This is a genomic window from Pseudomonas cavernae (assembly GCF_003595175.1).
Taxonomy (GTDB): domain Bacteria; phylum Pseudomonadota; class Gammaproteobacteria; order Pseudomonadales; family Pseudomonadaceae; genus Aquipseudomonas; species Aquipseudomonas cavernae.
Genome location: NZ_CP032419.1, coordinates 3,504,229 through 3,529,084 on the forward strand (window position 1 = coordinate 3,504,229; position 24,856 = coordinate 3,529,084).

The following is a 24,856-nucleotide window of genomic DNA, read 5'->3' on the forward strand; positions in this document are numbered from 1 at the left end:
CTCCCCGGTCAGATGAAGTCCATGTAAGCGAAACCCAACAGAGGAAAAAAGCCTTATGAAAATGGCCTCGGTTGTCAGCGCCGTGATCTCCAGTCTAGCGCCCAGCGTATTCGCCCAGGACGGCGTGCAAACTCCCGGCGCGGGCCTCCCCGTCGAGGAATACCACTACGGGATGGAAATCGATGTACAGAAGGTGCTGCACCGCACCGACACCTCCGACAAAACCGGCGCCGTGCCGGTGACCCTGGTCTACGAAGACAGTGAAGGCGAGGTGCACAAGATCCGTTTCCTCGAATGGGGCGGCACCACCAGCACCGAAATCCCCACAGGCATTGCCTGATCAACCCTGGCGATAGGGGAGCAGTTCGCCCGCCTCTTCGGCGTAGGCCTGCACCCCGACGCGCTCCTGCTGTAGAAAGTCTGCCACTGCCGCACGCAAGCCTGGATGAGTCAGGTAATGCCATGAGCGCGTCAGCACCGGCTCGAACCCACGGATCAGCTTGTGCTCACCCTGGGCGCCGGCATCGAAACGCTGCAACCCCTGGCTGATCGCGTAGTCCATGCCCTGATAGAAACAGGTCTCGAAATGCAGTCGGTCGAACTCGGCCAGGCAGCCCCAATAACGACCGTAAAAACTTTCACCATCGACCAGGCTGAACGCCATCGCTACCGGTCGCGAGCCTTGCTTGGCCAGGACCACACGAATCGCCTCGGGCATCCGCTCGGCCAACAAGCTGAAGAAGCTGCGAGTCAGATATGGCGCCTGACCGCGCACGTGGTAGGTGTTGGCATAACAGGCATAGACGAAATCCCACTCGGCTTCGCTTAGCTCGTGGCCTTGCCGCCAGTCGAAGTCGATGCCCTGCCCCGCCACCTGCTCACGTTCCTTGCGTATCTGCTTGCGCTTGCGCGAAGCCAGGGTGTCGAGGAAGTCCTGAAAGTCACGGTAACCCCGATTGTTCCAGTGGAACTGGCAGCCAAGTCGCTCCAGCCAGCCCTCACGCTCGGCGAGCAGGCTATCGGCCAAGGGATCGGTGAAGTTGATATGCACGCCGGACAAGCCCCGTTCGGCCAGATCCTCCACCAGTTCGTCGAGTAGCTCCCCCGCCGCCTGCGGAAAACCCAGCAAGCGTGGCCCGCGTACCGGACTGAACGGCACAGCGCCGAGCAGCTTCGGGTAATAGGCGATGCCGGCGCGCCGGCAGGCATCCGCCCAGCCGTGATCGAACACGTACTCGCCGTAAGAATGGCTCTTCACATAGGCCGGCATGGCCGCCTGCAGTTGGCCGGATGGCGCCACCAGCAGCCGATGGGCCGGCCGCCAGCCGCTACGCCCGCCGACGCTGCCGCTGTCCTCCAGCGCCGACAGGAAGGCATGCCGCAGGAACGGCTGCGGCTCGGCCAGCAGGGCATCCCAGGCCTGGGCCGGTACGGCGGAGAGCGAGTCGAGAATCTGCACGGGCATGGCCATCATCCAACGGGGCAACGACGGCGAGTCGCCGCAATGCATGCATGATAACGGCAATGCCGTCTGCGCCCAGCCTGCCCCTGGCGCTGTCCGTTCCCCGTAGCCCAAACCGGAGCACCTGCCTATCGTTCCCACGCTCCGCGTGGGCATGCAGCCCTGGACGCGCTGCGTCCACAGCACACCGGCGGGGACGCAGAGCGTCCTGAGAGGGGCTCCCACGCTGGAGCGTGGGAGTCATCAAAAAAAGCACAAAAAAAGCCCCGCACGAGGCGGGGCTAAGCAAAGGAGCACGACGGATGAAAATAGAACTTAGAACACGTATTGCATGCGCATCACGAAACCGTCGCCATCGTCGTCACCCGCGCGGTTGGTGATCTTGTCGGTCTTGGCCTTGGTGTACATGGCGCCAACCTTGACCGCTTCGTTGGCGTACCAGTTCACGCCCAGGTTATGCACCTTGGCTTCGGTGTCGTCAGCTTGGCGAATGAAGGTGGTGTTAACGGCTGCGACTTCGTTGTCGACCGAGAAGGTGTCATAGCGGTAGTAGACTTCCCAGGCGCCGAGTTGCTTGTTGGCCGGCTTGATCTTGTCGAACTTGCCCATCTTGTAGTCGCGCGCTTCGCCGGTCAGGGTGTAGGCCGCCTGGACGTAGAAGCCATCGCCTTCCACATCGGACTGTGGGCCAGCCGATTCAGTCTCGCGCTTGATCCACTCACCCTGCAGGGAGAACGGGCCGGTGGCCCAGGCCGCTTCCAGGCCCCAGGCGGTGTCGTTGTCCCAGAACTGGTTAGCGGCGTTGCTGCCACCGAACACGGCACGGTTACCGTTGGCGCCGGCGTCATTACCGCCAAGCGTTTGCACGCCGCGCATGCCCAGACGCGAACGGTAACGCGCATCCGCACCGACCACATCATCGAGCCCGCGCTGGGCGAAGCTGGCGCCGAAGTGCAGGACATTGCCGGCTTCAGCCATCGGCGCGAATACGCCACGGGCGTTGAATTGCTTGACGCTGTCGCCGTCGACGTCGTTGATATCTTTGGAGAAGACACCGGCGGACACATAGGCATAGTTGCTGATCAGGGCCATAGCCTGGGCACCCATGCCGTTCTCGTGACCATTAGTCCAGTCGATGATGTCGTACACCGCGTTACGCTCCAGGGCCGTTACCCACTTGGAGCTGGTGGCCTTCTCCAGACCGAAGTCCGGATCGAAACGACCAAATTTCAGGGTGATCGGGTTGAAGCCGGTGTAGGCGATGGACGCTTCGTCGAAGTAGCCATCATCCGCGCTACCGGCGTTGTGCGAGAAATCGTAGTTGATCTGGTAGGCCCAGTCGGTGAAAGCCACGCCACCCAGTTCGAGGAACGCGCGACGGAAGTAAGCGGCATCAGCGGTATTGCCGTTGGCCGTGTAGAAACCGTCGAAGCGGCCATAGTCGGCTTGCAGACGGCCACCCAGTTTGAAGCCGAAAGCCTTGTCCGTGGTCGCCACTTCCAGGCCACCCTTGGTCTTGACCACGATGTCGGCGCCGTCAGTGGTCACGGTTCCGGCGAAAGCCTGGGCGGAAACGGCCAGAGCCAGGACGCCGGCGGCGAAACCAGCCCCCATGCCACCTAAGGTGTGCTTGCGAATCATCAAAGAGTTCCCCTATTGGTCTTTAGCGTTGGAAAACACTCGGGCATCGAGGCCGTTGGTGTTGGAGGGGAATCTTGGCGGCGGGTTATTGCAGCTCGGTTGCCGATATATAAATGTTTTATGACAAAGGAACTTTCTTACTCCGAATTGAGATAAGAGAAGAACCGCTCTAGCCCGCGGGTTGGCGTCCAGCGCGCACGTTTCCGCGGCAGCACCGCGAGCTCAGGGCACTGTCACAAATACGCGCTTGGCTGTAATAAAAGGGCGACTACCAGTCCAGGCTCAGCCGGCTGGCGAAGCGCCGCGGCTCGCCGCTCAAGGGATCGATGAAGGCCAGCTCCTGAGCCAACAGCTTGAGCGGGCGCGCATAGTCGTCAGCAGCGCCCGCGACCTCGGTCAGCTCGGGGTAGAAGCTGTCGTTGCAGATCGGCGCCCCCAGCGCGGCCAGATGCACACGCAACTGATGCTTCTTGCCGGTCACCGGATAGAGCGCATAGCGCCACCAGTCGCCATGGCGCTCGCGCACCTCGATGCGGGTTTCCGTGTTCGGCGTGCCCGCTATTTCCTGCATGCGGAAGAAGGGTTCGCCGGCGTCCAGCCGCGTGCGGCGCAGGAGCGGGAAGTCCAACTGCGGCAAGGCCGGGGCGATGGCCTCGTAGCCCTTGTCGATCCGCCGCTCGCGGAACAGCGCCTGGTAGCGCGCGCGGCTCGCCGGGTTGGCCGAAAACAGCACCAGCCCGGCGGTATGCCGGTCGATCCGATGCAGCGGCACCAGTTGCGGATTGCCCAGGCGCTGGCAGAGGCGCGCCTGCAGGGTCTGCTCGACGTACTCGCCAGCCGGCATCACCGGCAGGAAATGCGGCTTGTCGGCCACCACCAGATGCTCGTCGACATGCAGCACGGTTTCGACGAAGGGGATCGGCGTCTCGTTCGCCACCTCGCGGAAATACTGCACGCGCAAGCCGACCCTATAAGCGTGGCGCGGCGTGATCAGCTGGCCCTCGCCATCCAGCACCCGCCCGCGCGCCATGCGGTCGAGCCAGATCTCGCGGCCGATCGCCGGGAAGTGCGCGCACAGGCAGTCCAGCACGGTCGACCATGCGCCCTGAGGCAAATGCAGGGTGCTGGCACGGACTGGGGAAGAGATGGACATGCGCGAACGAATCTGCAGGAGATGACAGGCCGGCCAGTATACGGCAGCCGGCGCCGGCCGGCGTGCCGCCCCGCTGGAATGCCGGTAGCTACGAGCGACGACGAACTGCCAGTGATTTTCACGAAATTTTCACCGCCAGCCGACTAATGATGATGACGGCTGAAGGACCAGCCCCCCATCGAGCCCACTCACGTGGGCTTTTTAATATCTGCACGACCGTGCAGAGTGGGCGGGAACGCGGATTGAAACTATCTTCAATTCGACAGTCCGTCAGGAATTGCCCGGATGACCAGCGATGTGAATATCGATCCCCATCAGCCCCTGTTCGACGTGTCGCCCGACCGAGGCCGAGCCTGGTGGCAAAGCGCGCTCGGACCGTTGCGACGGCTGAATCGCTCAACCTTGTTCGGCATCCTGGCCACCCTGGTTCTTGGCATGACCATGGCTTTCGTCGGCCAACTGGTCAGCACCCGCATCGAGCATGCCTCAGCCGAAAGCGCCGGCGAGGCCGCTGCTCTCTATATGGAGGCGTTTCTCGAGCCCTATGTGCAAGAACTAGGGGGCGAGAACGATCTCTCCGCCGCCAGCATCCAGGCCATCGACCGTCTGATGTCGAGCACTTCGCTCAACGAGCACATCGTTTCGGTGAAGATCTGGCGGCCGGATGCCACCATTCTCTACAGCACCGACAAGAGCGAGGAGCACAAGAACTACCCCAAGGAGGAGATCGCCCGGGCCGCGCGGGGTGAGATCGTCACCAGCCTCAGCCCGCTCGAGGCAGAGGAGAACCACTTCGAGCGCAGCCTGAACGAACCACTGTACGAAACCTATGCGCCCTTGCGCCAGTTCGGCACCGGCAAGATTCTCGCGGTGGGCGAGTTCTACGAGCAGAAGCACGAGATCGTCAGCCTCCAGCAGGAGGTCTGGGCGGTGATCATCGCCGCGACCCTGGCGATGATCCTGCTGCTGTTCTTCATCGTCCGGCGTGGCGACCAGATCATCGAGCAGCAGCAGCTGGCCCTACGCCAGCAGATGCAGGAGCAAGCGCAATTGCACCTGCAGAACGCCGCCCTGCAAGACCGGATCACCACCGCCAACCACGAATTCTCGCGCATCAGCGAATTGATCCTGCGCCGCCTCGGTGCCGATCTGCATGACGGCCCCGCCCAGCTGCTGAGCCTGATTCTGCTGCGCCTGGACGAGCTGGCCGAACTGCAGGAGCGCTATCGGCTGGACAGTGCCCACCAGGACAGCGACACCGTGGAAACCATCCGCAGTGCCGCCCAAGACGCCCTGCGCGAAGTGCGCAACCTCTCGCGCGGCCTGGCCCTGCCGGAAATCAATGAGCTGACCCTGAGCCAGGAGCTGGCGCTGGTCACCCACCGCCACGAGCAGCGCTCCGAAACCAAGGTCGAACTGCACCTCGACGGACTGCCCGAGCAGATCCCCCCGCTGCACAAGATCTGCCTCTATCGCTTCGCCGAGGAGGCGCTGAACAATGCCGTCCGGCATGCCGGCGGCAAGGGCCAGAGCCTCAGCGCAAGCTATCGGGACGGCATTCTGGAACTGGTGGTAGCGGACGCCGGCCCGGGGATCAACCAGTCCCCCCCCGCGCAGGCCAGCCACGAGCGTTCCCGCCTGGGCCTGGAAGGCATGCGTTACCGAGTCGAGTCGCTGGGTGGCCTGTTCAACATCGACTCCCCCCCTGGCCAGGGCACCCGCGTCAGCGCTCAGTTCACGCTCTGATCAGCGCTTCGAATCGTCGTCCGGTTCATCACGCGGCGGCAGGCGGCTGCTGATAGCCGCCGCGCGCTCGTTGGCCCAGTGCTGGCGGGCCGCGGTGACTGCCTCGACGCGATTACGCGCATGCAGCTTGTTCATCACATTGGTCATGTGGTGTTTGACGGTTTTCTCGCTGAGACCGAAGGTGTCCGCGACCTCCCGGTTAGTCCGCCCCAGTGCGACCTCACGGATGATGTCTTCCTCGCGCGGAGTCAGCTCCACCTTGCGGCCCCCCTGCTCCCTGGCATGACTGAGGTTGCTGAGCACGCGATTGGCGAACTGCGGGGTGATGAACACTTCGCCGGCGGCGACATTGCGCACCGCCTGCACCAGATCCGGGCCGCTGATGCCTTTCAGCACATAGCCATGGGCGCCGGCCTCGAGGGCGGCATAGACGTCATCCTCGGATTCCGACACGGTCAGCATCAGCACCTTGACCGTCGGCTGGGCAACGGAAATGGCGCGCACGGCGGCGAAGGTGTCGCCGGGCATGTTCACGTCCATCAGCAGCACATCGGGCTGCAAGCGCTCGGCGATGCTTTGCGCCTCATCGGCGGAGCCGCCCTGCTCCACCACTTCGAAATCCTTGACCCTAGCCAAGGTCGAGGCGACCCCCTGGCGCAACAAGGGGTGATCGTCAACGATGCCGATCCGTATCCTGGAAGTCATGGTGTCCCTCTGTATTTCTTGGATTGGCGAAAACCAAGCCTTGCTCACCCTCCCCGGCGATCCAGCTTGTTTTGAGCAGTATGCAGCAGATTACTCTACCGTCTACCGGCGCGCGCCCCTATCGTCAAGAGCAAGCCGTCAGGGGCCGGCACCGACGATTGCCTCGTCCGCCTCCAGCGAGGCCGGCAGGCTGTCGCGCAGGAACTCCACCCAGGTCTTGATCTTGGCGTCCAGATACTGCCGCGAGGGGTACAGGGCATAGACGTTCAGCCGTTGCAGCCGATAGTGCGGCAGCACCCGCACCAGGCTGCCGTCGCACAGGCCGTCGACGGCCGAATACACCGGGAGTACGCCGATGCCCATGCCGCAGCGGATCGCCTCGGTCATGCCGTCGCCGACGTTGACCTGGAACGGTGAATTGCCGAGGGTGATCATTTCCTGGCCGAAAGGGCCGTCGAACACCCACTTGTCCAATGCAATCACCGGACTGAGCAGCCGCAGGCAATCGTGCTCGGCCAGTTCCGCCAGCGCCTTCGGCTGGCCGCAGCGGGCGAGATAGTCCGGCGAGGCGCAGAGGATGCTGTAGGTCTTGCCGATGCGCTGCGACACCAGGCCGGAGTCGGGTAGCTCCGTGGCCACTACCACGGCCACGTCATACCCCTCGTCGAGCAGGTCGGGCATACGGTTGGCCATGGTCAATTCGACCGTCACCGCCGGGTAAAGCTGGCGGTATGCGGCGATGGCGCGGATCACATAATGCTGGCCGATGCCGGTCATCGAATGCATCTTCAGCTTACCCGCCGGCCTCGCGTGGGCATCGCCGGCCTCGGCCTCGGCTTCGTCGATATAGGCAAGAATCTGCTCGCAACGCAGCAGATAGCGCTGGCCGGCCTCGGTCAGGGCGATACGCCGGGTGGTGCGGTTGAGCAGCCGTGCGCGCAGGTGCGTCTCGAGGCTCGCCACCGCGCGGGAAACATAGGCGGTGGTGGTGTTCAGCTGCTGGGCAGCGCCGGTGAAGCTGCCGGTTTCCGCTACGCTGACGAAGGCGCGCATGGTTTGCAGAGTGTCCATAGACGGCCCGATTGGAGAAGGGAGGCGCGATTGTGGCATACCGGATACGGTCGATTATTACAGAATCGACAATAAATCATCGCAGTTTGCCCAGCTTATGCCGCTATCCCGGTCTTTCTACAATGCCGTCCCATCTGCCCGAGCATTTGCGGCATTTCTCTCCCCGCCCAGGACCAGCAAGCGTGTCGTCACGACTCCCACGCGGACTGACTTTCGTCAGCGCCTTTGTCATTTTCTCAATAATCGCCGGGTGCATGAGCACTGGCGGCATCGCCCCGCACGAGCAGCATCTTGACGCCGCGCAACTGGCCACCGATGCCGCCATCCAGGCCGCCAACCGCGATGCCGGCTGGCCGCAGGAGCGCTGGTGGACCCAGTACGGCGACCCGCAACTGGACGCCTGGATCGACAACGCGCTGCAAGGCAACCCGACCCTGGCCGAGGCGGCGGCGCGCATCCGCCAGGCACTGGCCATCGCCGGCGCGACCGAGGCCGCCGAAGCGCCACAGGTCAACGCCGAGGTCAAGCTGCAGCGCCATCACTGGCCGACCGACTTCTTCTACGGCCCCGGCGAGTTGGCCGACACCACCAGCTGGAACAACGAGGCCGCCCTCGGCCTCAGCTATGCCCTGGACCTCTGGGGCCGCGAGCGCAGCAATAGCGAGCGCGCACAGAACTTCGCCTACATGGCCGCCGCCGAGGCGCGGGCGGCGCAGCTGGAGCTGGAGAGCAACATCGTCCGCACCTACGTGATGCTCTCGCTGCGGTACGCCCAGCTGGACATCGGCCACGCCATGCTCAAGCAGCAGCAGGAGCTGCTCGAGCTCGCCCAACGCCGCCTGCGCGGCGGGCTCGGCACCGAATTCGAGGTCAGCCAGGCGCAGGTGCCGCTGCCGGAAACCCACCGCAGGATCGACGCCCTGGAAGAAGCCATCGCGCTCAACCGCAACCAACTCGCCGCCCTCGCCGGCCAGGGACCGGGCGCCGCGGCGGCGATCAAGCGTCCACAGCTGAAGCTGGATGCCGCTCCCGGTCTGCCTTCGCAACTGCCCGCCGAACTGCTCGGCCGCCGCCCGGACGTGGTCGCCAGCCGCTGGCAGGTCGCCGCCCAGGCCAAAGGCGTGGACGTGGCCCGCGCCGGCTTCTATCCCAATGTCGACCTAATCGCCAGCATCGGCTACAACGCGGTCCAGGGCAGCATGCTGGGGTTCTTCAAGGGCAGCAAATTCAACTACTCGGTCGGCCCGGCCGTCAGCCTGCCGATCTTCGACGGCGGCCGCCTGCGCGGCGAGCTCGGCGAGGCCGCGGCGGCCTACGACGCGGCTGTCGCGCAGTACAACCAGACACTGGTGAACGCCCTCAAGGACATCTCCGACCAGCTCATCCGCCTGCACTCGGCCGAGCAACAGGCGAAGTTCGCCGCGCAGTCGGTCAAAGCCGCGCGCACCGCCTACCAGCTGGCCCAGGAGGCCTACGAGGGCGGCCTGACCGACTACCTCAACGTGCTGCAGGCGCAGACCAGCCTGTTCCAGCAGCAGCTCACCCAGCAGAAGGTCGAGGCCACCCGCCTGGCGGTGCGCGCCGATCTGCTGGTGGCGCTCGGCGGCGGCCTGATGGCGAGCGGCGACAGCCCGCCGCCGGCCGGGCTGGTGCCGCAGACCGTCCCGGTCAAGGCACCTTGAGATGAGCCAGCCCATCGACCTGTCCCCCGCCCCGCCCGGCCTCGAGGCGCTGCGCCGCGCGCTCTACGAGTGGGCGCGCAGCGACGGCGTGACCTGGGTCTACATCGCCAAGGTGCTCAGCGCCGCCTTCCTCACCCTGTGGCTGGCCATGCGCCTGGAACTGCCGCAGCCGAGCACCGCCTGCGTCACCGTGTTCATCGTCATGCAGCCGCAGAGCGGGCAGGTGTTCGCCAAGAGCTTCTACCGGCTGATCGGCACTCTCATCGGCCTCAGCGTGATGATGGTGCTGGTCGCCCTGTTCGCCCAGGAGCGCGTGCTGTTCCTGCTCAGCGCGGCGATCTGGATCGGCCTGTGCACCGCCGGCGCCGCCCGCTACCGCGACTTCCGCGCCTATGCCTGCGTGCTGGCCGGCTACACCGCCACGCTGATCGGCATTCCCGCCACCACCCACCCGGAAGCCGCCTTCATGCAGGCGCTTTGGCGGGTGCTGGAGATCAGCCTGGCGATCGGCTGCACCGCCCTGGTCAGCGCCGTGCTGCTGCCGCAGACCACCACCGCCGCACTGCGCAACGCGCTCTACCTGCGCTTCGGCACCTTCGCCGGCTTCATGCTCGACGGCCTGCGCCAGCGGCTCGACCGCCCGGCGTTCAGCGCCGGCAACGTGCGCTTCGCCAGCGAGGCGGTCGGCCTGGAAGCGCTGCGCACGGCAAGCACCTTCGAAGACCCGCACATGCGCCTGCGCAGCCGCCGACTGGCGCGCCTGAACAGCGAGTTCATGACCCTGACCACGCGCTTCCACGCCCTCTATCGACTGCGGGAACGGCTACGCGGCCAGGGTCGCGAAGCCCTGCTGGAAACCCTGCAACCCTGCCTGGCGCCGCTTCTGGCGCTGTTCGAACAACTGCGCGAACGTCCGCCGACGGTCAATGACGCCGCCCGCCTCGCCGACCGTCTGATGGCCCTGGGCGCCGAGTTGCGTGCCGGCATCCGCACCGCCCGCGCGCAGCTCGGCGCCAGCTATGGCGATGGCGATGGCGATGGCGATGGCGAAGCCCTGCTCGACTTCGACAGCGCCGCCGAACTGCTCTTCCGACTGGTCGACGACCTGCACAACTACGCCCTGACCCATGCCTCGCTGGCCGCCCACCACCATGAACGCGAGCAGTGGGAGCAGGGCTTCACCACCAAGGCCAACCCGCTCGCCGCGCTGGTGGCCGGCGCCCGCACCGGGCTGACCGTCCTGCTGTTTGGCACCTTCTGGATCTACAGCGCCTGGCCCAGCGGCGGCACCTTCGCCCTCAACGCGGTGGCCATCCTGGCCCTGGTGTCGTCGTCGCCGAATCCACCGCGCATGGCCCTGCAGATGGCCGGCGGTACCGCCATCGCCGCGGTACTCGGCATCGCCGTCGGCCTGTTCGTGCTGCCGCGCATCGACGGCTTCGTGATGCTCTGCCTGGTGCTGGCGCCGGTGTTCGCCTTCGGCGCCTTCCTCAGCACCCGCCCACGCTGGGCCGGCCTCGGCGCCGGCCTGCTGATCTTCTTCAGCACCGGCACGGTGCCGGCCAACCACACGCTGTTCGACCCCGCCACGCTGATCAACACCTACCTCGCCCTGCTCCTGTCGATGCTGATCTCCGCCGCCCTGGTCGCCGTGGTCCTGCCGCCCAATGCCCCCTGGATGTGGCGCCACCTGGAGCGCGACCTGCGCCGGCGGATCGTTTACGCGGTCAGCGCTCCGGCGCAGAACCTGGTCACCGGTTTCGAGAGCGGCACCCGCGATCTGGTGGTGCAGGCCTACGGCCTGGCCGCGGCCAACCCGCAGGTGCAGCGCGACCTGCTGCGCTGGATGTTCCTGGTGCTGGAGGTCGGCCACGCGGTGATCGAGCTGCGCCGCGAGCAGGCCGTCCTGCCGGAACGGCCCGTCTACGCCGAACGCAAGCCCTGGCGCCGCGCCATCCGCGTGCTCGGCCGGGCGCTGATCCGCCTGTTCGTCCAGCCCAGCGCGGATAACCGCCAGCGTGCCCTGCTGGCCGTCGAGCGCGCCATCGCCAGCGCCCAGGCCGCCGCCGAACCCTACGAACTGCACTTCGAGCAGGCGCCGGTGCGGCGGGTGCTGAGCTACCTGCACTTCATCCGCACCTCGCTGCTCGACCCGCAGTCGCCGCTGCCACCGCTCCTCGAACCGGAAGCCGACCATGCCGCGTGAAATCGCCCTGCACGGTGTTTACCTGCCCACCGTGACCCTGTTGTTCGTCGTCGCCCTGGTGCTGAGCTGGGGCCTCGACCGCCTGCTCGCCTGGATCGGCCTGTACCGCTTCACCTGGCACCCGGCGCTGTTCCGCGTCAGCCTGTTCGCCTGTCTCTATGGCGGCATGGCCCTTTATGTCTATCGCTAACCCATGAGCCCGAGCATGACTCTCAAATCCGTCTTCAGCGTATTGGTAACCCTGATCATCCTGGTCGCGGCCGTGCTGATTGGCCGCAGCCTGTGGACCCACTATATGGACTCGCCGTGGACCCGCGACGGCCGCGTGCGCGCCGAGGTGATCAACGTCGCCGCCGACGTCTCCGGCCTGGTGGTGGAGGTACCGGTGCGCGACAACCAGGCGGTGAAGAAGGGCGACCTGCTGATGCAAATCGACCCGGCACACTACGAAATCGCCGTGCAACAGGCCGAAGCCCTGGTCGCCTCGCGCAAGGCCACCCTGGACATGCGCCGGCTCAACGCCAAGCGCCGCGCGGCGATGGACGGCCGCGTGGTCTCGCGCGAGAGCCTCGACGACGCCAGCAACACCGCCGCCGCCGCCGAGGCCGATTACCAGCAGGCGCAGGCCTCGCTGGCGGCGGCGCGCCTCAACCTGGAACGGACCCGCGTGCTGGCGCCGGTCGACGGTTACGTCACCAACCTCCAGGTGTATGCCGGCGACTATGCGCGCGCCGGCGAGGCCAAGCTGGCGGTGGTCGACCGCAACTCCTACTGGATCTACGGCTACTTCGAGGAAACCAAGCTGCCGCACCTGCGCGTGGGCGACCCGGTGGAGGTCCAGCTGATGAGCGGGCAGCAGATCAAGGGCCATGTGGACAGCATCGCCCGCGCCATCTACGACCGCGACAACCCGCAGAGCCGCGAACTGATCGCCGACGTCAACCCGACCTTCAACTGGGTGCGCCTGGCCCAGCGCATCCCGGTGCGCATCCATATCGACGAAGTGGCGGACGGCGTGCTGCTGTCCGCCGGCATGACCGGTACGGTGATCGTCCACCCGCGGCGCGAGGACAACGCCGAGACCGCGCAGTAGTCCTGCGCCCCTGCGAATCAAGCAGGACGCGCCGTACGCGCCGCTTACCCGGGTTATGCACGCTGCCCTGCCGGAAGCGATTGTGGCGCCCCCTACCCAAGCGCCCCGCGCCGGCTCATTGATCCGGATCAAGATCCGCCCCGGCGGTTGGCGTAGTTTGGAAACCCTAGAAGGTCGTTTCCCCTCCCTGAGCGACCTCCCTTCTGGCCTTCCCTTGGAGCGTGCGCGCTCGTTGTCGAGGGAAGGCCGTTTTATCGCAGCCGGTCCGAGAAGGCGCGAGGAGCGGGCCATGCGCCTCGATAATCCGTGAACTCCGCCCCTTTTCCGTGGCGCACGCGGCGCGATCCCGTCCGCCTGACCTGAACCCATCGCATCGAGGCTGCTGTCATGAGCGCAATGCGTCGTCCGCTTCTCTATTCCATCGTCCGCGGTAGCCTGGTCCTGCAGATCCTCATCGGGCTGTGCGCCGGCATCGCCCTGGCCCTGCTGTGGCCAGCCGCCGCGCTGAAGGTCGCGCTACTCGGCAAGGTGTTCGTCACCGCGCTGAAGTCGGTGGCGCCGATCCTGGTGTTCGTGCTGGTGATGGCCGCCATCGCCAACCATCGCCAGGGCCAACAGACCCACATCCGCCCGATCCTCGCCCTCTACGCCATCGGCACCCTGGCCGCAGCGCTGGTCGCGGTGGTCGGCAGCTTCCTGTTTCCCTCGCACCTGGTACTGGCCGCTCCGGACAGCGGCATCACCGCGCCCGGCGGCATCGCCGAAGTGCTGCAGGGCCTGCTGCTCAGCGCGGTGGCCAACCCGGTGCAGGCGCTGATCGACGCCAACTTCATCGGCATCCTGGCCTGGGCCATCGGCCTCGGCTTCGCCATGCGCCAGGCCGGCGAGAGCACCCGCACCCTGCTCGGCGACCTGGCCCACGGCGTCTCGCTGATCGTCAGACTGGTGATCCGCTGCGCGCCGCTGGGCATCTTCGGCCTGGTCGCCGCGACGCTCGCCGAGTCCGGCTTCCATGCGCTGTACGGCTACCTGCACCTGCTCGCCGTGCTGCTCTGCTGCATGCTGTTCGTCGCCCTGCTGGTCAACCCGCTGATCGTGTTCTGCAAGATTCGCCGCAACCCCTACCCGCTGGTGTTCACCTGCCTGCGCGAAAGCGGCATCACCGCCTTCTTCACCCGCAGCTCGGCGGCCAACATTCCGGTCAACCTGCAGTTGTGCGAGCGCCTGGGCCTGCACGAGGACACCTATTCGGTGTCGATTCCGCTCGGCGCGACCATCAACATGGCCGGCGCAGCGATCACCATCACTGTGCTGACCCTGGCCGCGGTGCACACCCTGGGCATCCAGGTCGACCTGGGCAGCGCCCTGCTGCTCAGCCTGATCGCCTCGATCAGCGCCGCCGGGGTGTCCGGCGTGGCCGGCGGCTCGCTGCTGCTGGTGCCGCTGGCCTGCGGGCTGTTCGGCATCTCCAGCGAGATCGCCATGCAGGTGGTGGCGGTCGGCTTCATCATCGGCATCCTCCAGGACTCGGCGGAAACCGCGCTGAACTCCTCGACCGACGTGCTGTTCACCGCGGCGGGCTGCATGGCCGCCGGGGAGAGCGAGGAGCTGTCGCAGCAGACTGTTACGGAGGAGTGACGGCGCGCCAATCCGCCGGCTAGCCGGGCAGATCCTTGCGACTCCCTGGCTGGCGCCGTTGCCGGCAGGGACTAGATGGGCTGACGCCCGTTGACTTCGACGGTGATGTGCACCAACTCCTCGTGCACGCGCAAGCGCTCCTTGAAATAGTCGGGACTGCTGGCGCCTGAGGTGACCAGGCTAACGATGCAGGCGTATTTGCCTTTGCCGACCCGCCAGACATGCAGGTCGCTGATCTGCACCGGTATCGGGCAGGCTTCGATGACTTCCCGGATCTCCGCCACCACCGGCGCATCCATTTCCGCATCGAGCAAGACGCGCCCGGTCTCGCGCAGCAATCCGTAAGCCCAGGACGCCACCAGACCGGCGCCGACTATCCCCATGACCGGGTCGAGCCAGCTGGCGCCCCAGTACTTGCCACCGATCAGCGCCAGAATGGCGAGCACCGATGTGGCCGCATCCGCCATCACGTGCAGATAGGCGGAGCGCAGGTTCAGATCATGGTGATGGTCATGATGGTGGTGATGCCCATGAGCGTCATGACTGTGGCTATGGCTATGGCCGCCCCTGAGCAACCAGGCGCAGGCCAGATTGACCAGCAGACCGCCGATGGCGATGGCGATGGCTTGGTCGTAATGGATCGGCGACGGCGCGATCAGCCGCTCGACGGATTGATAGAGCATCAAACCGGCGACCATGACCAAGGCGATGGCGCTGGTGTAGCCGCCCAGCACCTCGATTTTCCAAGTGCCGAAGTTAAAGCGCTGGTCATGGGCAAAGCGCCTGGCCGCGGCGTAGGCCGCAACCGACAAACCGAGCGCCAAGGCATGGGAACTCATGTGCCAACCGTCGGCGAGTAGCGCCATCGAGTTGAAGAACCAGCCCCCGGCAATCTCGGCGACCATCATTACGGCAGTGAGGACAACCGCCCAGAGGGTGTTCCTCTCGGCTAGCGGGTTCCCCTCATCAAACACATGAGAGTGGCTCCAGGCCTCGGTAGAAGCTGCAGGCGACATTTGATACCGTCCAGTGAGAAATCACGAAATATACTATACCCCAGTATATATTCATCACTGCCCAGGAAGACCAATGGCACATACCATTCACGAAAAAAAGCGCTTGCTGACGCGCATTCGCCGCATCAAAGGGCAAGCAGAGGCCCTGGAAAAGGCCCTGGAGCAAGAGGCTGAATGTATTGCGGTGCTTCAGCAGATTGCCGCGATCCGCGGGGCCGTGAACGGCTTGATGACCGAGGTGCTGGAAGGGCACATCCGCGAACACCTTGGACCGGAAGCCATCGCCCCGGAGCAACGCAAGGAAGATCTGGAGCAAGTGCTTTCGGCACTGCGCTCCTACCTCAAGTAACCACCGCAGCAAACCGCCTCGCAGTTACAGGCCGGTCGAACCGCAACCCCTCGCCCCGCGACCTTTTCCCCGCCCCCACTTACACTAAGCAGAGGCGGTGGGCAGGCTCGAGCCTTCCCGAAAAGCCCTACTGCCTCGAAGGAGCCTCGATGAACAAAGCCAGTTGGTTGGCGGTGCTATTGTTGGCCGGCCAGGCCCCTGCGGTTTGGGCGGCCACGGTGCTCAAGTGCGTGGACCGCAACGGCAATATCACCTTTACCCAGGCCACCTGCCCGCCCGAGCAGACCCTGGATGCGGTGATGCAGCCGCACAACGAGGCCCCGAGCGGCAGCGGCGAGCCCGTGCCGCTGGCCAAGCCGCGGCCGCCAGAACCTGAACCGCAAGAACCGCCGCCGCTACCGCCCGCCAGCACGCCGAGCGAACAACCGGTGGTGCAAGACGAGGACCGCTATCAAGACGACTACGACGAGGGTGCCGAGTATTACGACCCGGACTACGTCCACCGCCCAAGGCCCTATCGCAATCACCAGCGCCCGTACCCACCGCCTTATCCGCACCCGCTACCACCGCCCCACCCGGTCGAGCCGCCGCGACCGCAGCCCAAAGGCGTGGGTGCGCCACGCAATGCGCTAAAGCACACCGGGCCGCAACTCGAGGAAGAGCAGATGCGCTAAGAACCTGTTTCGGATCTCGCGAGCTAGAGTCAAACAAGGTAAAAACGGCTGAGGAAGCGGAGTTTACGAGTTGTAAATGAGCATTCCGAAGCCGTTTTTAACGCCGTTTGGCCGACGCGCAGCAGATCCGAGACAGGTTCTTAGGCGCGGCAGAACCGCTGACGCACTCGCCTCACGCGATCGCCAGCCACTTGCCGGTGTCATCGCCACGCAACTCGGGCTAGCCTAAGGCTCCTTTTCCCCCCGCAAACGGATGCCGCCATGCCCACCGACTCCCCCAGCCCGTTCAGCCAGGAACCCCTGAGTGCCGTCGAAGTGCGCATTCTCGGCTGCCTGATCGAGAAGCAGGCGACCACCCCGGAAAGCTACCCGCTGACCCTCAATGCCCTGCAACTGGCCTGCAACCAGAAGACCAGCCGCGAACCGGTGATGAACCTCGATGCCGGGCCGATCGGCCAGGCGCTGCGCCGCCTGGAGGGGCGCGAACTGGTGCGTTTGCAGATGGCCAGCCGCGCCGACCGTTGGGAACAGCGCGTCGACAAGACCCTGGAACTGGTGCAGCCGCAGTTGGCGCTGATCGGTCTGCTGCTGCTGCGCGGCCCGCAGACCATCGGCGAACTGCTCGCCCGCAGCAACCGGCTGTACCAGTTCGAGGACGGCGAGCAGGTCCAGCACCAGCTGGAGCGCCTGAGCAGTCGAGGCCTGGCCACCCTGCTGCCACGTCAGAGCGGCCAGCGCGAGGATCGTTACATGCACCTGCTGGGCGACCCGTCCGACCTCGATGCCCTGCTTGCCGCCCGGCAGAGTGAGGTGACATCCAGCGGTAGCAACAACGCCGATCACGAGGAGCGTATTCAAGCCCTGGAAGCGCGCGTGGCGGAGTTGGAGGAAAAGCTGACGCAGTTGCTTGGGGACTAACGGCCTTTGCGCCGCGCGCAACGCCGGTCCGAACCCCTGACACCGGGAATAACAACCCATCTGGGGCGGGCTCCAGGGCACAGCCCCCTCACCCTAACCCTCTCCCGACGGGAGGGGACTGGCCGGAGCTGCGTTCATGCACCGCGCCCATGTGGGCGCCACGGACAACTCTCTCTCCCTTCGGAAGAGCTTCGTAGGATGGGTTGAGCCTGCGATACCCATCGAACCGCCATGATGGGTATCGCTGCGCTCAACCCATCCTACAGGCTGCGGCTATCGTCACATGCCGCACCGGCTCAGGCCGATGAATCAGCCTCGCTGCGACATTTCGTCACCGGCTCGCGAGCGGCCATGCATTGCCCCTAGAATGCTCGGCTCTTCCCTGCCTACCGCCGCCATGAAAGATTCCGACGCCTCACTGCTGGACTGGCTGAAACGCTTCCGCCCGATCTCCCTCAACACACCGCCGCGCGAATGGCTGCGCGCGGCGCTGGGCGCCTTCTGCGGGGTGCTGCTGGCCGTGCTGGCCTGCACCGAGGTGTTCGGCCTGGAGGTCGCCCTGCGCGTGGCAGCGCCGCTGGGTGCTTCGGCCGTGCTGCTGTTCGGCGTGACCAGCAGCCCGCTGGCGCAGCCCTGGTCGATCTTCGGTGGCAATCTGGTAGCGGCACTGATCGGCGCCAGCGCCGCGCACTGGATCGACCACACACTGCTCACTGCCTGCGCCGCCATGGGCCTGACCATCATCGTCAGCTTCGCCCTGCGCTGCCTGCATCCGCCGAGCAGCGCGGTGGCGCTGATCATGGTGCTGTCCGGGCCGCCGCTCAGCGACCTCGGCCTCGGCGCGGTGCTGCCGGTGCTGCTCAGCTCGGCGGTGCTGCTGACGGTGGCGCTGCTGTACAACAACCTCAGCCGCATGCCCTACCCGCGCCAGCCGGTCAAAGTCAGCCAGCACCAGACCGCCGACCTGCCGCCGAGCCAGCGCCTGGGCTTCACCCCGGGCGATCTCGACCATGCGCTAGAAGACTTCGGCCAGTACCTCGACATCACCCGCGAGGATCTCGAGCAGCTGATCCACCACACCGAGCAGCACGCCCTGCGCCGCAGCATGGGCGAGATCTGCGCCGCCGACATCATGTCCCGCGATGTGCAGACGGCGCGCCCGGACACCTTCATCCAGCACGCCTGGCAGATGCTCAACGAGCACCACCTCAAGGCCCTGCCGGTGCTCGACAAGCAACGCCAACTGGTCGGCATCGTCACCCTGGTGGACCTGCTCGGCCACTTTCAGCTTGAGGGCAACAGCCTGTTCCAGCGCCTGAAATACCTGCGCGGCACCAAGTTGCGGGCAATCATGTCGCAGCCGGTGATCAGCGTGCGGCCGCACACCCACCTGGTCGAGCTGGTGGCCCTGCTGTCCGATCAGGGCCTGCACTACCTGCCGGTGGTGGATGACGGCAACCATCTGGTGGGCATCGTCAGCCAGACCGACCTGATCGCCGCGCTGTCCCAGCGCTGGCTTAAGCATCTGCTGCAGCAGCGGGTGGCAACGGCCTAAGAGTCTGTCTCGGATCTGCTGCGATCGGCGGGCTTCACCCGCCCTGCTCCTGCACCCGCACAGATGGCCGGCGGGGTCGCCGCTGCTAGCGTGCCAATGGCATCGGCACGCAGAGAATGTCGCGTTGCAGCTCGCTCAACAGGGTTTCCGCGACGCTGCCGAGCATCATCTTCTTCAGCCCGCTGCGCTCGTGAGTGCCGATCACCAGCAGGTCGGGGGCGAGTTCCTCGGCCAGTCGCTTGAGCACCACCACCGAAAAGCCTTCCTCGATCCGTACCTGAGCGGCCGGCAGTTCCAAGCGCTGCTCGCGCAGGAAGCGCTGCAGGCGCGCCTCGATTTCGGCCTCGGCCGCCTGCGTGCCGCGGGCGAGGGTTTCGCCGTCGCTGCCGGCAAACAGCTGTTCCCCTTTGACGAAAGCGTCGAACACGTGCACGACGTTCACCTCACTGCCTTCCAGCAGGCCCAGTTCACGACAGGTCTGCACGGCCAGGGCGGAACAGCGCGACAGATCGGTGGCCAGCAGCAGGCGCTGGTAGTCCGTCTCCGGCGTGGCGCCGACCCGTAGCACCGGCAGACGGCTGCTGCGGATGATCCGCTCGGTGCTGGTACCGGTGAAAATCTCGCGCAGCAGGCTCTTGCGGTGCATGCCCAGCACCAGCAGCTGGCAGCCGCTGCCCACCGCCGTCTCACTGACGGTCTGCTCGATGTCGCCGACCAGCACCAGTACCTGCGGGCGCCGCCCGGCGATCAGCGCCAGGCCCTCGACGCGGTTTTCCAGCAGTTCGCGGGCATCGCTGAGGCGCCGCTCGATCAGCGCCCGCGGACCGTCATCATCCACCACATGCAGCAGCGTCCAGTCGCAGGCGAAGCGCCGGGCCAGCAGGGCAGCGCGCTGCACCGCGCGATCCGAACGGGCAGAAAGGTCGGTTGCCACCAGTAGTCTGTTCATCTGCGTCACCTCGCTCGCGTCCGTTGGCTAGTGCTGGCGTTATTCCACCGCAGGCAAAGCCCGGAGCTGTTCATACAAGTCAAGCCGCAGTCCACTTAGAACCTGTCTACGATCTGCTGCGCGTCAGTCAAACTGCGTTGAAAACGGCTTCGGAAGCCGCTTGCGGCTAACGCACTTTAGTGCGGCCCCGAAGGGGCGAGCGAAGCGAGTCATGCTCATTTACAACACGTAAACTCCGCTTCCTCAGCTGTTTGATTCGCTACGCTCACCCTGCGGACCAGCCTGCGGCTGTTACTCCGCTTCGCTACGTTGCGCCTTGTTTGACTCTAGCTCGCGAAATCGTAAACAGGCTCTTAGGCCGCCTAGGCTGACTCTTGCAGCGCGGCAGCCAGGGCGATGCTCAGCAACATCCTGTCGAACGGCTACGAATGCGCTGTGCTCAATGGCCAGGTGGCGCCCGATGCTGGATGCCGGCAGGCTCGACCCGCCGCAGCTGATCATCCAGCGCTTCGCCTTCGCCGCGGCGCTCAAGGCCCATGAGCTGTTCGGCAAGGCCGCGGGCAGCCGGGCGCTAAGGTGATCCTCGACATGGCCTGAGCTGTAAACCGGATGGCTATCGGCGCCCGTTTCGTAGGGGGCTCTCGCCGCAGGCAGTGCACCATCGTAAGCCCAGCCGGTGCATTGCTCTAGCGGGCGAATGACAGCCTACGCAGGCACCCTCAGGAGTTCTGCTTGCGCAGCTCCGCCAACCGCGCCGTCAGCGCCTCCAGCTCCGGAATCGCGGCCTCCGGCAGGCGCCGCAGCACGCCCTGGGTCACCCGCATCTGCCGCAGGAAGCGCCGGCACCTCCAGCACAGCGCCAGATGCGCACGCACGCTGATACGCTCGCGCAGGCGCAACTGCGCGTCGAGATAGTCGCTGGAATGGGCCACCAGTTCCTTGCAGCTCAACATTGGCCGGTCTCCTCGAAGTGCTCCAGAGTGGCAAACACCTTCAGGCGCGCGCGGTGCAGCAACACCCGGACATTGGAGAGGGAAAGGTCCAGAAGATTACAGATCTGCTGCAACTCCAGACCCTGCCGCTCGCGCAACAGCAACACGCTGCCCTGCAACTCGGACAGGCTGCCCAGGGTCTTTTCCAGGCATTCGCGCAGCTCGTCCTCGGCCAGCAGCGCCTCGGGCGAATCCTCGTGCCAGGCCGACGGCGGGCTCTGCCAGTGGCCGTCGGCGGCGAAGCGCTCGGCGCCGATGTTGCCGTGCGGGCCTGGCAGGTCATCGAGCAGCACCTCGCGACGGTGGTGTTTGAGGCGGGATTTGGCGGAATTGGCGGTGATGGTCAGCAGCCAGGTTTTCAGGCTGGAACGGCCCTGGAAGCCGTCGAGATTGCGCACCACGGCGAGCCAGGCGTCCTGCACCACTTCGTCGGCATGGCGCGCACCGACGATGGCGTAGGCCACTGCGCGCATGGCGCCCTGGTAGGCGCCGACGAGCTCGACATAGGCCTGCTGCTCGCCGGCGAGCAGGCGGGGCAACAGGTCGGCGTCGGTCATGGGCATCCCCGGGTTTGCTTTCTATCTCCCCTCTCCCACTCGTGGGAGAGAGGCCGGGGGAGACAGACAACAGCGGCCCTCTCCCCAATCCTCTCCCGCCTTTCTTTTACGAAGCAGGGGGAGAGGGAGCAGACCGTAGGATGGGTTGAGCGCAGCGATCAGCCCGCAACTATGGGTTTCGCTCACTCACCCCATTCTAGTCAGCGCTTGCGCAGAATCACGCTACCAATCGAGTAACCGGCGCCAAACGAGCTGAGCACGCCCAGCGCGCCGCTCGGCAAGTCGTCCTGGTGTTTGTGGAAGGCGATCACCGAACCGGCCGAGCTGGTGTTGGCGTAGGTGTCGAGGATCACCGGTGCCTCGCCCGGCTCGGCGTCGCGGCCGAGCAGCTTGCGGGCGATCAACAGGTTCATGTTGAGGTTGGCCTGGTGCAGCCAGAAGCGCTTGACGTCGCCGACGTTCAGCCGGTTCTCGGCCAGATGGGCGGCGATCAGCTCGGCGACCATCGGGCAGACATCTTTGAACACCTTGCGGCCTTCCTGCACGAACAGCTTGTCGCGGGCGCCGATGCCCTCTTCCGCCGCACGATTGAGGAAGCCGAAGTTGTTGCGGATGTTGTTGGAGAACTGGGTCAGCAGCTTGGTGCCGACCACGTCCCACTGATGCTGCGAGGTGGCCAGGTCGGCGCGCTCGACGATCACCGCTGTGGCGGCATCGCCGAAGATGAAGTGGCTGTCGCGGTCGCGGAAGTTCAGGTGGCCGGTGCAGATCTCCGGGTTGACCATCAGCACCGCGCGGGCCTGGCCGAGCTGCACGGCGTTGGCCGCGGCCTGCAGGCCGAAGGTCGCCGAGGAGCAGGCGACGTTCATGTCGTAGCCGAAGCCCTGGATGCCCAATGCGGCCTGCACTTCGATGGCCACCGCCGGGTAGGCGCGCTGCAAATTCGAGCAGGCGACTATCACCCCGTCGATGTCGGCGACGGTCTTGCCGGCGCGCTCGAGCGCCTGCTTGGCGGCGCCCACGGCCATCTCGCAGAGGATGCCCCACTCGTCGTTGGAGCGATCGGGAATGCGCGGTGTCATGCGCTGCGGGTCGAGGATGCCGGCCTTGTCGATCACGAAGCGGCTCTTGATGCCCGAAGCCTTTTCGATGAAGGCGGCGCTGGATTCGGTCAGCGCTTCCAGCTCGCCGCGCTCGATGGCGGCGGCGTTGTCGGCGTTGAATTGACGGACATAGGCATTAAAGGACTCGACCAGCTCTTCATTGGAGATGCTATTTGCCGGGGTATAGAGGCCGGTACCACTGATGACGACGTTATGCACGGTCGTTCCTCTCGAGAGGTTATTGATCGGAATGGCGGCTATTGTGCCCCAAAAAGCAGGGAAATCCCCATACTTCCCGCTTGGTGTTCGTCAGTGCATCATCGTCGGCAGTTTTGCCCAAATCGCCCTATAGATGAGGAAAACAGCATGGGTAGCACAGTCCAGATCAGTGCCGCCGATGGCAGCGGCCAGTTCAGCGCCTACCTGGCTTTACCGGCCAGCGGTAAAGGCCCGGGGGTGGTCATCGGTCAGGAGATTTTCGGCGTCAACGCCAGCATGCGCGCGGTGGCGGATTTGTATGCCGAGGAAGGCTACGTCGCCATCGTTCCCGACCTGTTCTGGCGTCTGCAGCCGGGTATCGAGCTGGGCTCTACGGAGAGCGACTTCCAGCAGGCCTTCGACCTGTTCCAGCGCTTCGACCCGGACAAGGGCATCGACGACATCGCCGCCACCCTCACCGCCCTGCGCGCCCTGCCGCAGGTCGAGGCGCAGGTCGGAACCGGCTTCGTCGGCTTCTGCCTGGGCGGCAAGCTGGCCTACCTGACCGCCGCGCGCACCGACGTGGCCTGTTCGGTGGGCTACTACGGCGTCGGCATCGAGCACAGCCTGGCCGAAGCCGCCAACATCCGCGGCCGCCTGCTGCTGCATCTCGCCGAACTCGACCAGTTCTGCCCGGCCGCTGCACGTCAAGCCATTCAGGCCGGCCTCGGCGGCCAACCGCAGATCGAGCTGTACAGTTACCCTGGCGTCGATCACGCCTTCGCTCGGGTCGGCGGTCTGCATTACGATAAGACCGCCGCCCTGCTCGCCCACGAACGCAGCATCGCCGCACTGCGCCGCGCAATCGGCCCGCACTACGACCTGGCCGCGTTGTGGGAAGAACACACCCGCCAGGAATTCGCCAACCGCGACGTGCCGGCGACCATGACCACCATGGTCGATGAGCCCTACGTCAACCATATTCCGACCATGACCGGCGGCGTCGGCTACAAGAACCTGAGCCGCTTCTACCAGCACCATTTCGTCCACGGCAACCCACCGGACACCCGCCTCACCCCGCTCTCGCGTACGGTCGGCGCGACCCAACTGGTGGACGAATTCCTCTTCAGCTTCACCCACACCACCGAGATCGACTGGATGCTGCCGGGCATCGCCCCCACCGGCAAACGGGTGGAAATCCCCATGGTCGGCGTGATCAAGTTCCGCGGGCCGAAGCTATGCCACGAGCACATCTATTGGGACCAGGCCAGCGTGCTGGTGCAGATCGGCCTGCTCGACCCGCAGCTGCTGCCGGTCGCCGGGGTAGAGACCGCGCGCAAACTGGTCGACGAGACGCTGCCGTCGAACACCCTGATGGCGCGCTGGAAGGACAGCGAAGGCAAGTAGCTGGCGCACACGCAGGGCCGCTCGCTTGCGGGCGCCCCTTCGGCGCCAAGCCATCCACGAGCGCCCGTCTTCGGTATATCCTGCGCGCCTTTTTTCCCTCCCAGGACTCCGGCCATGAAAGAGCAACTCGTCGAACTGATCAGCAAAATAAGCTCGGGCTGTATGGGCGCCGAGGAGATCGAGCAGATTGCCAGCGACGCGGCGCAGGCCTATGCCGACCCGCAGGCCTTCCTGCAGGCCAACCCGGACATCAATTACGACGACAGCTTCCCGATCCCGCTCGGCGAGTGGGTAGTGGTCGGCAGCCTGCCGGATATCGTGCTGTTCCAGGCCGACAGCTACGACCAGCTGTTCGAACAGATCGTCGCCTCGTTCGGCAAGGACGTGGCGTTCGTCCTCAAGCCCAAGGATCTGCGCAAGGTCGAGCCGCTCAAGGCGCTCAACCGCATCCAGGTGCAGATGAGCAGCCTGTATCCGGAAAAGGGCGGCTACGTGCTGGTGGATTTCAGCGAGCCGCTGGATGACGAACTGCAAATCGCGCTGGTCTACACCTGCGACCTCGAGCGGGTCATGGCCCTGTGCGTGGAGATCGGCATCTACGCGGCGCCGGCCTATGAAAGCCTGCGCGCCGAATTGTCGGAGTAGTCCAGATCTGCAGGGCGAGCACGCTACGCCGCGGCCCTCGCCCTTTGACCGCCCGCCCGATCATCGCCCAGACTCGTCGGGCATCGCCTCGCCACG

Annotated in this window: 23 protein-coding genes; 13 read left to right on the top strand and 10 right to left on the bottom strand. The window is 65.5% G+C overall.

What is annotated here, in order from left to right; genetic code table 11:
* Positions 1–55 precede the first annotated feature (55 nt).
* Entirely contained in the window at positions 56–340 is a 285-nt protein-coding gene (locus tag D3880_RS15965) for a DUF2790 domain-containing protein (protein WP_119894414.1), read from the top strand.
* On the opposite strand, the gene D3880_RS15970 is transcribed toward D3880_RS15965, so the two are convergent.
* From D3880_RS15970 to D3880_RS15980, 3 genes are all read right to left on the bottom strand, one after another.
* Positions 341–1,465 carry a GNAT family N-acetyltransferase gene (locus tag D3880_RS15970; RefSeq protein ID WP_119894415.1) on the bottom strand — a complete coding sequence of 375 codons (1,125 nt, stop codon included), beginning with the start codon at positions 1,463–1,465 and terminating at the stop codon, positions 341–343. It abuts the gene before it with no gap.
* A 312-nt stretch (positions 1,466–1,777) separates the two neighbouring features.
* A complete protein-coding gene (locus D3880_RS15975; protein WP_119894416.1) occupies positions 1,778–3,103 on the bottom strand; it encodes an OprO/OprP family phosphate-selective porin in 1,326 nt (441 codons plus the stop codon).
* Positions 3,104–3,371: 268 nt separating this feature from the next.
* Positions 3,372–4,250, bottom strand: coding sequence for a pseudouridine synthase (locus D3880_RS15980; RefSeq protein ID WP_420800875.1), 879 nt, complete (start codon positions 4,248–4,250; stop codon positions 3,372–3,374).
* A 291-nt stretch (positions 4,251–4,541) separates the two neighbouring features.
* On the opposite strand from D3880_RS15980, the gene D3880_RS15985 reads away from it, so the two are divergent.
* Positions 4,542–6,002: a sensor histidine kinase gene (locus D3880_RS15985; RefSeq protein WP_119894418.1), complete on the top strand. Its 1,461-nt coding sequence runs from the start codon at positions 4,542–4,544 to the stop codon at positions 6,000–6,002.
* Here D3880_RS15985 and D3880_RS15990 read toward each other — a convergent pair whose 3' ends face one another.
* Together D3880_RS15990 and D3880_RS15995 are read right to left on the bottom strand one after the other, a co-directional pair.
* Positions 6,003–6,707, bottom strand: coding sequence for a response regulator (locus D3880_RS15990; RefSeq protein WP_119894419.1), 705 nt, complete (start codon positions 6,705–6,707; stop codon positions 6,003–6,005).
* A gap of 138 nt (positions 6,708–6,845) precedes the next feature.
* Complete coding sequence (locus tag D3880_RS15995) at positions 6,846–7,778, bottom strand: LysR family transcriptional regulator (protein WP_119894420.1); 933 nt, start codon at positions 7,776–7,778, stop codon at positions 6,846–6,848.
* Between the two features lie 254 nt (positions 7,779–8,032).
* On the opposite strand from D3880_RS15995, the gene D3880_RS16000 reads away from it, so the two are divergent.
* From D3880_RS16000 to sstT, 5 genes are all read left to right on the top strand, one after another.
* Positions 8,033–9,460 carry an efflux transporter outer membrane subunit gene (locus D3880_RS16000; protein ID WP_238474362.1) on the top strand — a complete coding sequence of 476 codons (1,428 nt, stop codon included), beginning with the start codon at positions 8,033–8,035 and terminating at the stop codon, positions 9,458–9,460.
* A 1-nt stretch (position 9,461) separates the two neighbouring features.
* Positions 9,462–11,666: an FUSC family protein gene (locus D3880_RS16005; protein WP_119894422.1), complete on the top strand. Its 2,205-nt coding sequence runs from the start codon at positions 9,462–9,464 to the stop codon at positions 11,664–11,666.
* Entirely contained in the window at positions 11,656–11,856 is a 201-nt protein-coding gene (locus D3880_RS16010) for a DUF1656 domain-containing protein (RefSeq protein WP_119894423.1), read from the top strand. The genes D3880_RS16005 and D3880_RS16010 overlap by 11 nt, the downstream gene beginning before the upstream one ends.
* A gap of 15 nt (positions 11,857–11,871) precedes the next feature.
* Positions 11,872–12,759: an efflux RND transporter periplasmic adaptor subunit gene (locus D3880_RS16015; RefSeq protein WP_119894424.1), complete on the top strand. Its 888-nt coding sequence runs from the start codon at positions 11,872–11,874 to the stop codon at positions 12,757–12,759.
* 387 nt (positions 12,760–13,146) lie between these two features.
* Positions 13,147–14,397, top strand: coding sequence for a serine/threonine transporter SstT (sstT, locus tag D3880_RS16020; protein ID WP_119894425.1), 1,251 nt, complete (start codon positions 13,147–13,149; stop codon positions 14,395–14,397).
* A 71-nt stretch (positions 14,398–14,468) separates the two neighbouring features.
* On the opposite strand, the gene dmeF is transcribed toward sstT, so the two are convergent.
* Positions 14,469–15,413, bottom strand: a complete 945-nt coding sequence (gene dmeF / locus D3880_RS16025) for a CDF family Co(II)/Ni(II) efflux transporter DmeF (RefSeq protein ID WP_119894426.1) — start codon at positions 15,411–15,413, stop codon at positions 14,469–14,471.
* A gap of 73 nt (positions 15,414–15,486) precedes the next feature.
* On the opposite strand from dmeF, the gene D3880_RS16030 reads away from it, so the two are divergent.
* The 4 genes from D3880_RS16030 (at position 15,487) to D3880_RS16045 (ending at position 18,909) form a co-directional block, all read left to right on the top strand.
* Positions 15,487–15,762, top strand: coding sequence for a metal/formaldehyde-sensitive transcriptional repressor (locus D3880_RS16030; RefSeq protein ID WP_119894427.1), 276 nt, complete (start codon positions 15,487–15,489; stop codon positions 15,760–15,762).
* Positions 15,763–15,911: 149 nt separating this feature from the next.
* Positions 15,912–16,436: a DUF4124 domain-containing protein gene (locus D3880_RS16035; RefSeq protein WP_119894428.1), complete on the top strand. Its 525-nt coding sequence runs from the start codon at positions 15,912–15,914 to the stop codon at positions 16,434–16,436.
* A 261-nt stretch (positions 16,437–16,697) separates the two neighbouring features.
* Positions 16,698–17,354, top strand: a complete 657-nt coding sequence (locus D3880_RS16040) for a YceH family protein (RefSeq protein WP_119894429.1) — start codon at positions 16,698–16,700, stop codon at positions 17,352–17,354.
* Positions 17,355–17,751: 397 nt separating this feature from the next.
* Entirely contained in the window at positions 17,752–18,909 is a 1,158-nt protein-coding gene (locus D3880_RS16045; RefSeq protein ID WP_119894430.1) for an HPP family protein, read from the top strand.
* A gap of 85 nt (positions 18,910–18,994) precedes the next feature.
* On the opposite strand, the gene D3880_RS16050 is transcribed toward D3880_RS16045, so the two are convergent.
* The 4 genes from D3880_RS16050 to D3880_RS16065 form a co-directional block, all read right to left on the bottom strand.
* Entirely contained in the window at positions 18,995–19,858 is an 864-nt protein-coding gene (locus D3880_RS16050; protein ID WP_119894431.1) for a universal stress protein, read from the bottom strand.
* A 719-nt stretch (positions 19,859–20,577) separates the two neighbouring features.
* Positions 20,578–20,811: an anti-sigma factor family protein gene (locus D3880_RS16055; RefSeq protein ID WP_119894432.1), complete on the bottom strand. Its 234-nt coding sequence runs from the start codon at positions 20,809–20,811 to the stop codon at positions 20,578–20,580.
* Positions 20,805–21,407 (bottom strand): RNA polymerase sigma factor, encoded by a 603-nt coding sequence (locus D3880_RS16060; RefSeq protein ID WP_119895760.1) that lies wholly within the window; start codon positions 21,405–21,407, stop codon positions 20,805–20,807. Before D3880_RS16060 ends, D3880_RS16055 begins: the two co-directional genes overlap by 7 nt.
* A gap of 200 nt (positions 21,408–21,607) precedes the next feature.
* Positions 21,608–22,729: a beta-ketoacyl-ACP synthase III gene (locus D3880_RS16065; protein WP_119894433.1), complete on the bottom strand. Its 1,122-nt coding sequence runs from the start codon at positions 22,727–22,729 to the stop codon at positions 21,608–21,610.
* Positions 22,730–22,876: 147 nt separating this feature from the next.
* On the opposite strand from D3880_RS16065, the gene D3880_RS16070 reads away from it, so the two are divergent.
* Positions 22,877–24,115 (top strand): dienelactone hydrolase family protein, encoded by a 1,239-nt coding sequence (locus D3880_RS16070; RefSeq protein WP_119894434.1) that lies wholly within the window; start codon positions 22,877–22,879, stop codon positions 24,113–24,115.
* A 114-nt stretch (positions 24,116–24,229) separates the two neighbouring features.
* Positions 24,230–24,760 carry a hypothetical protein gene (locus tag D3880_RS16075; RefSeq protein WP_119894435.1) on the top strand — a complete coding sequence of 177 codons (531 nt, stop codon included), beginning with the start codon at positions 24,230–24,232 and terminating at the stop codon, positions 24,758–24,760.
* Positions 24,761–24,856 lie beyond the last annotated feature (96 nt).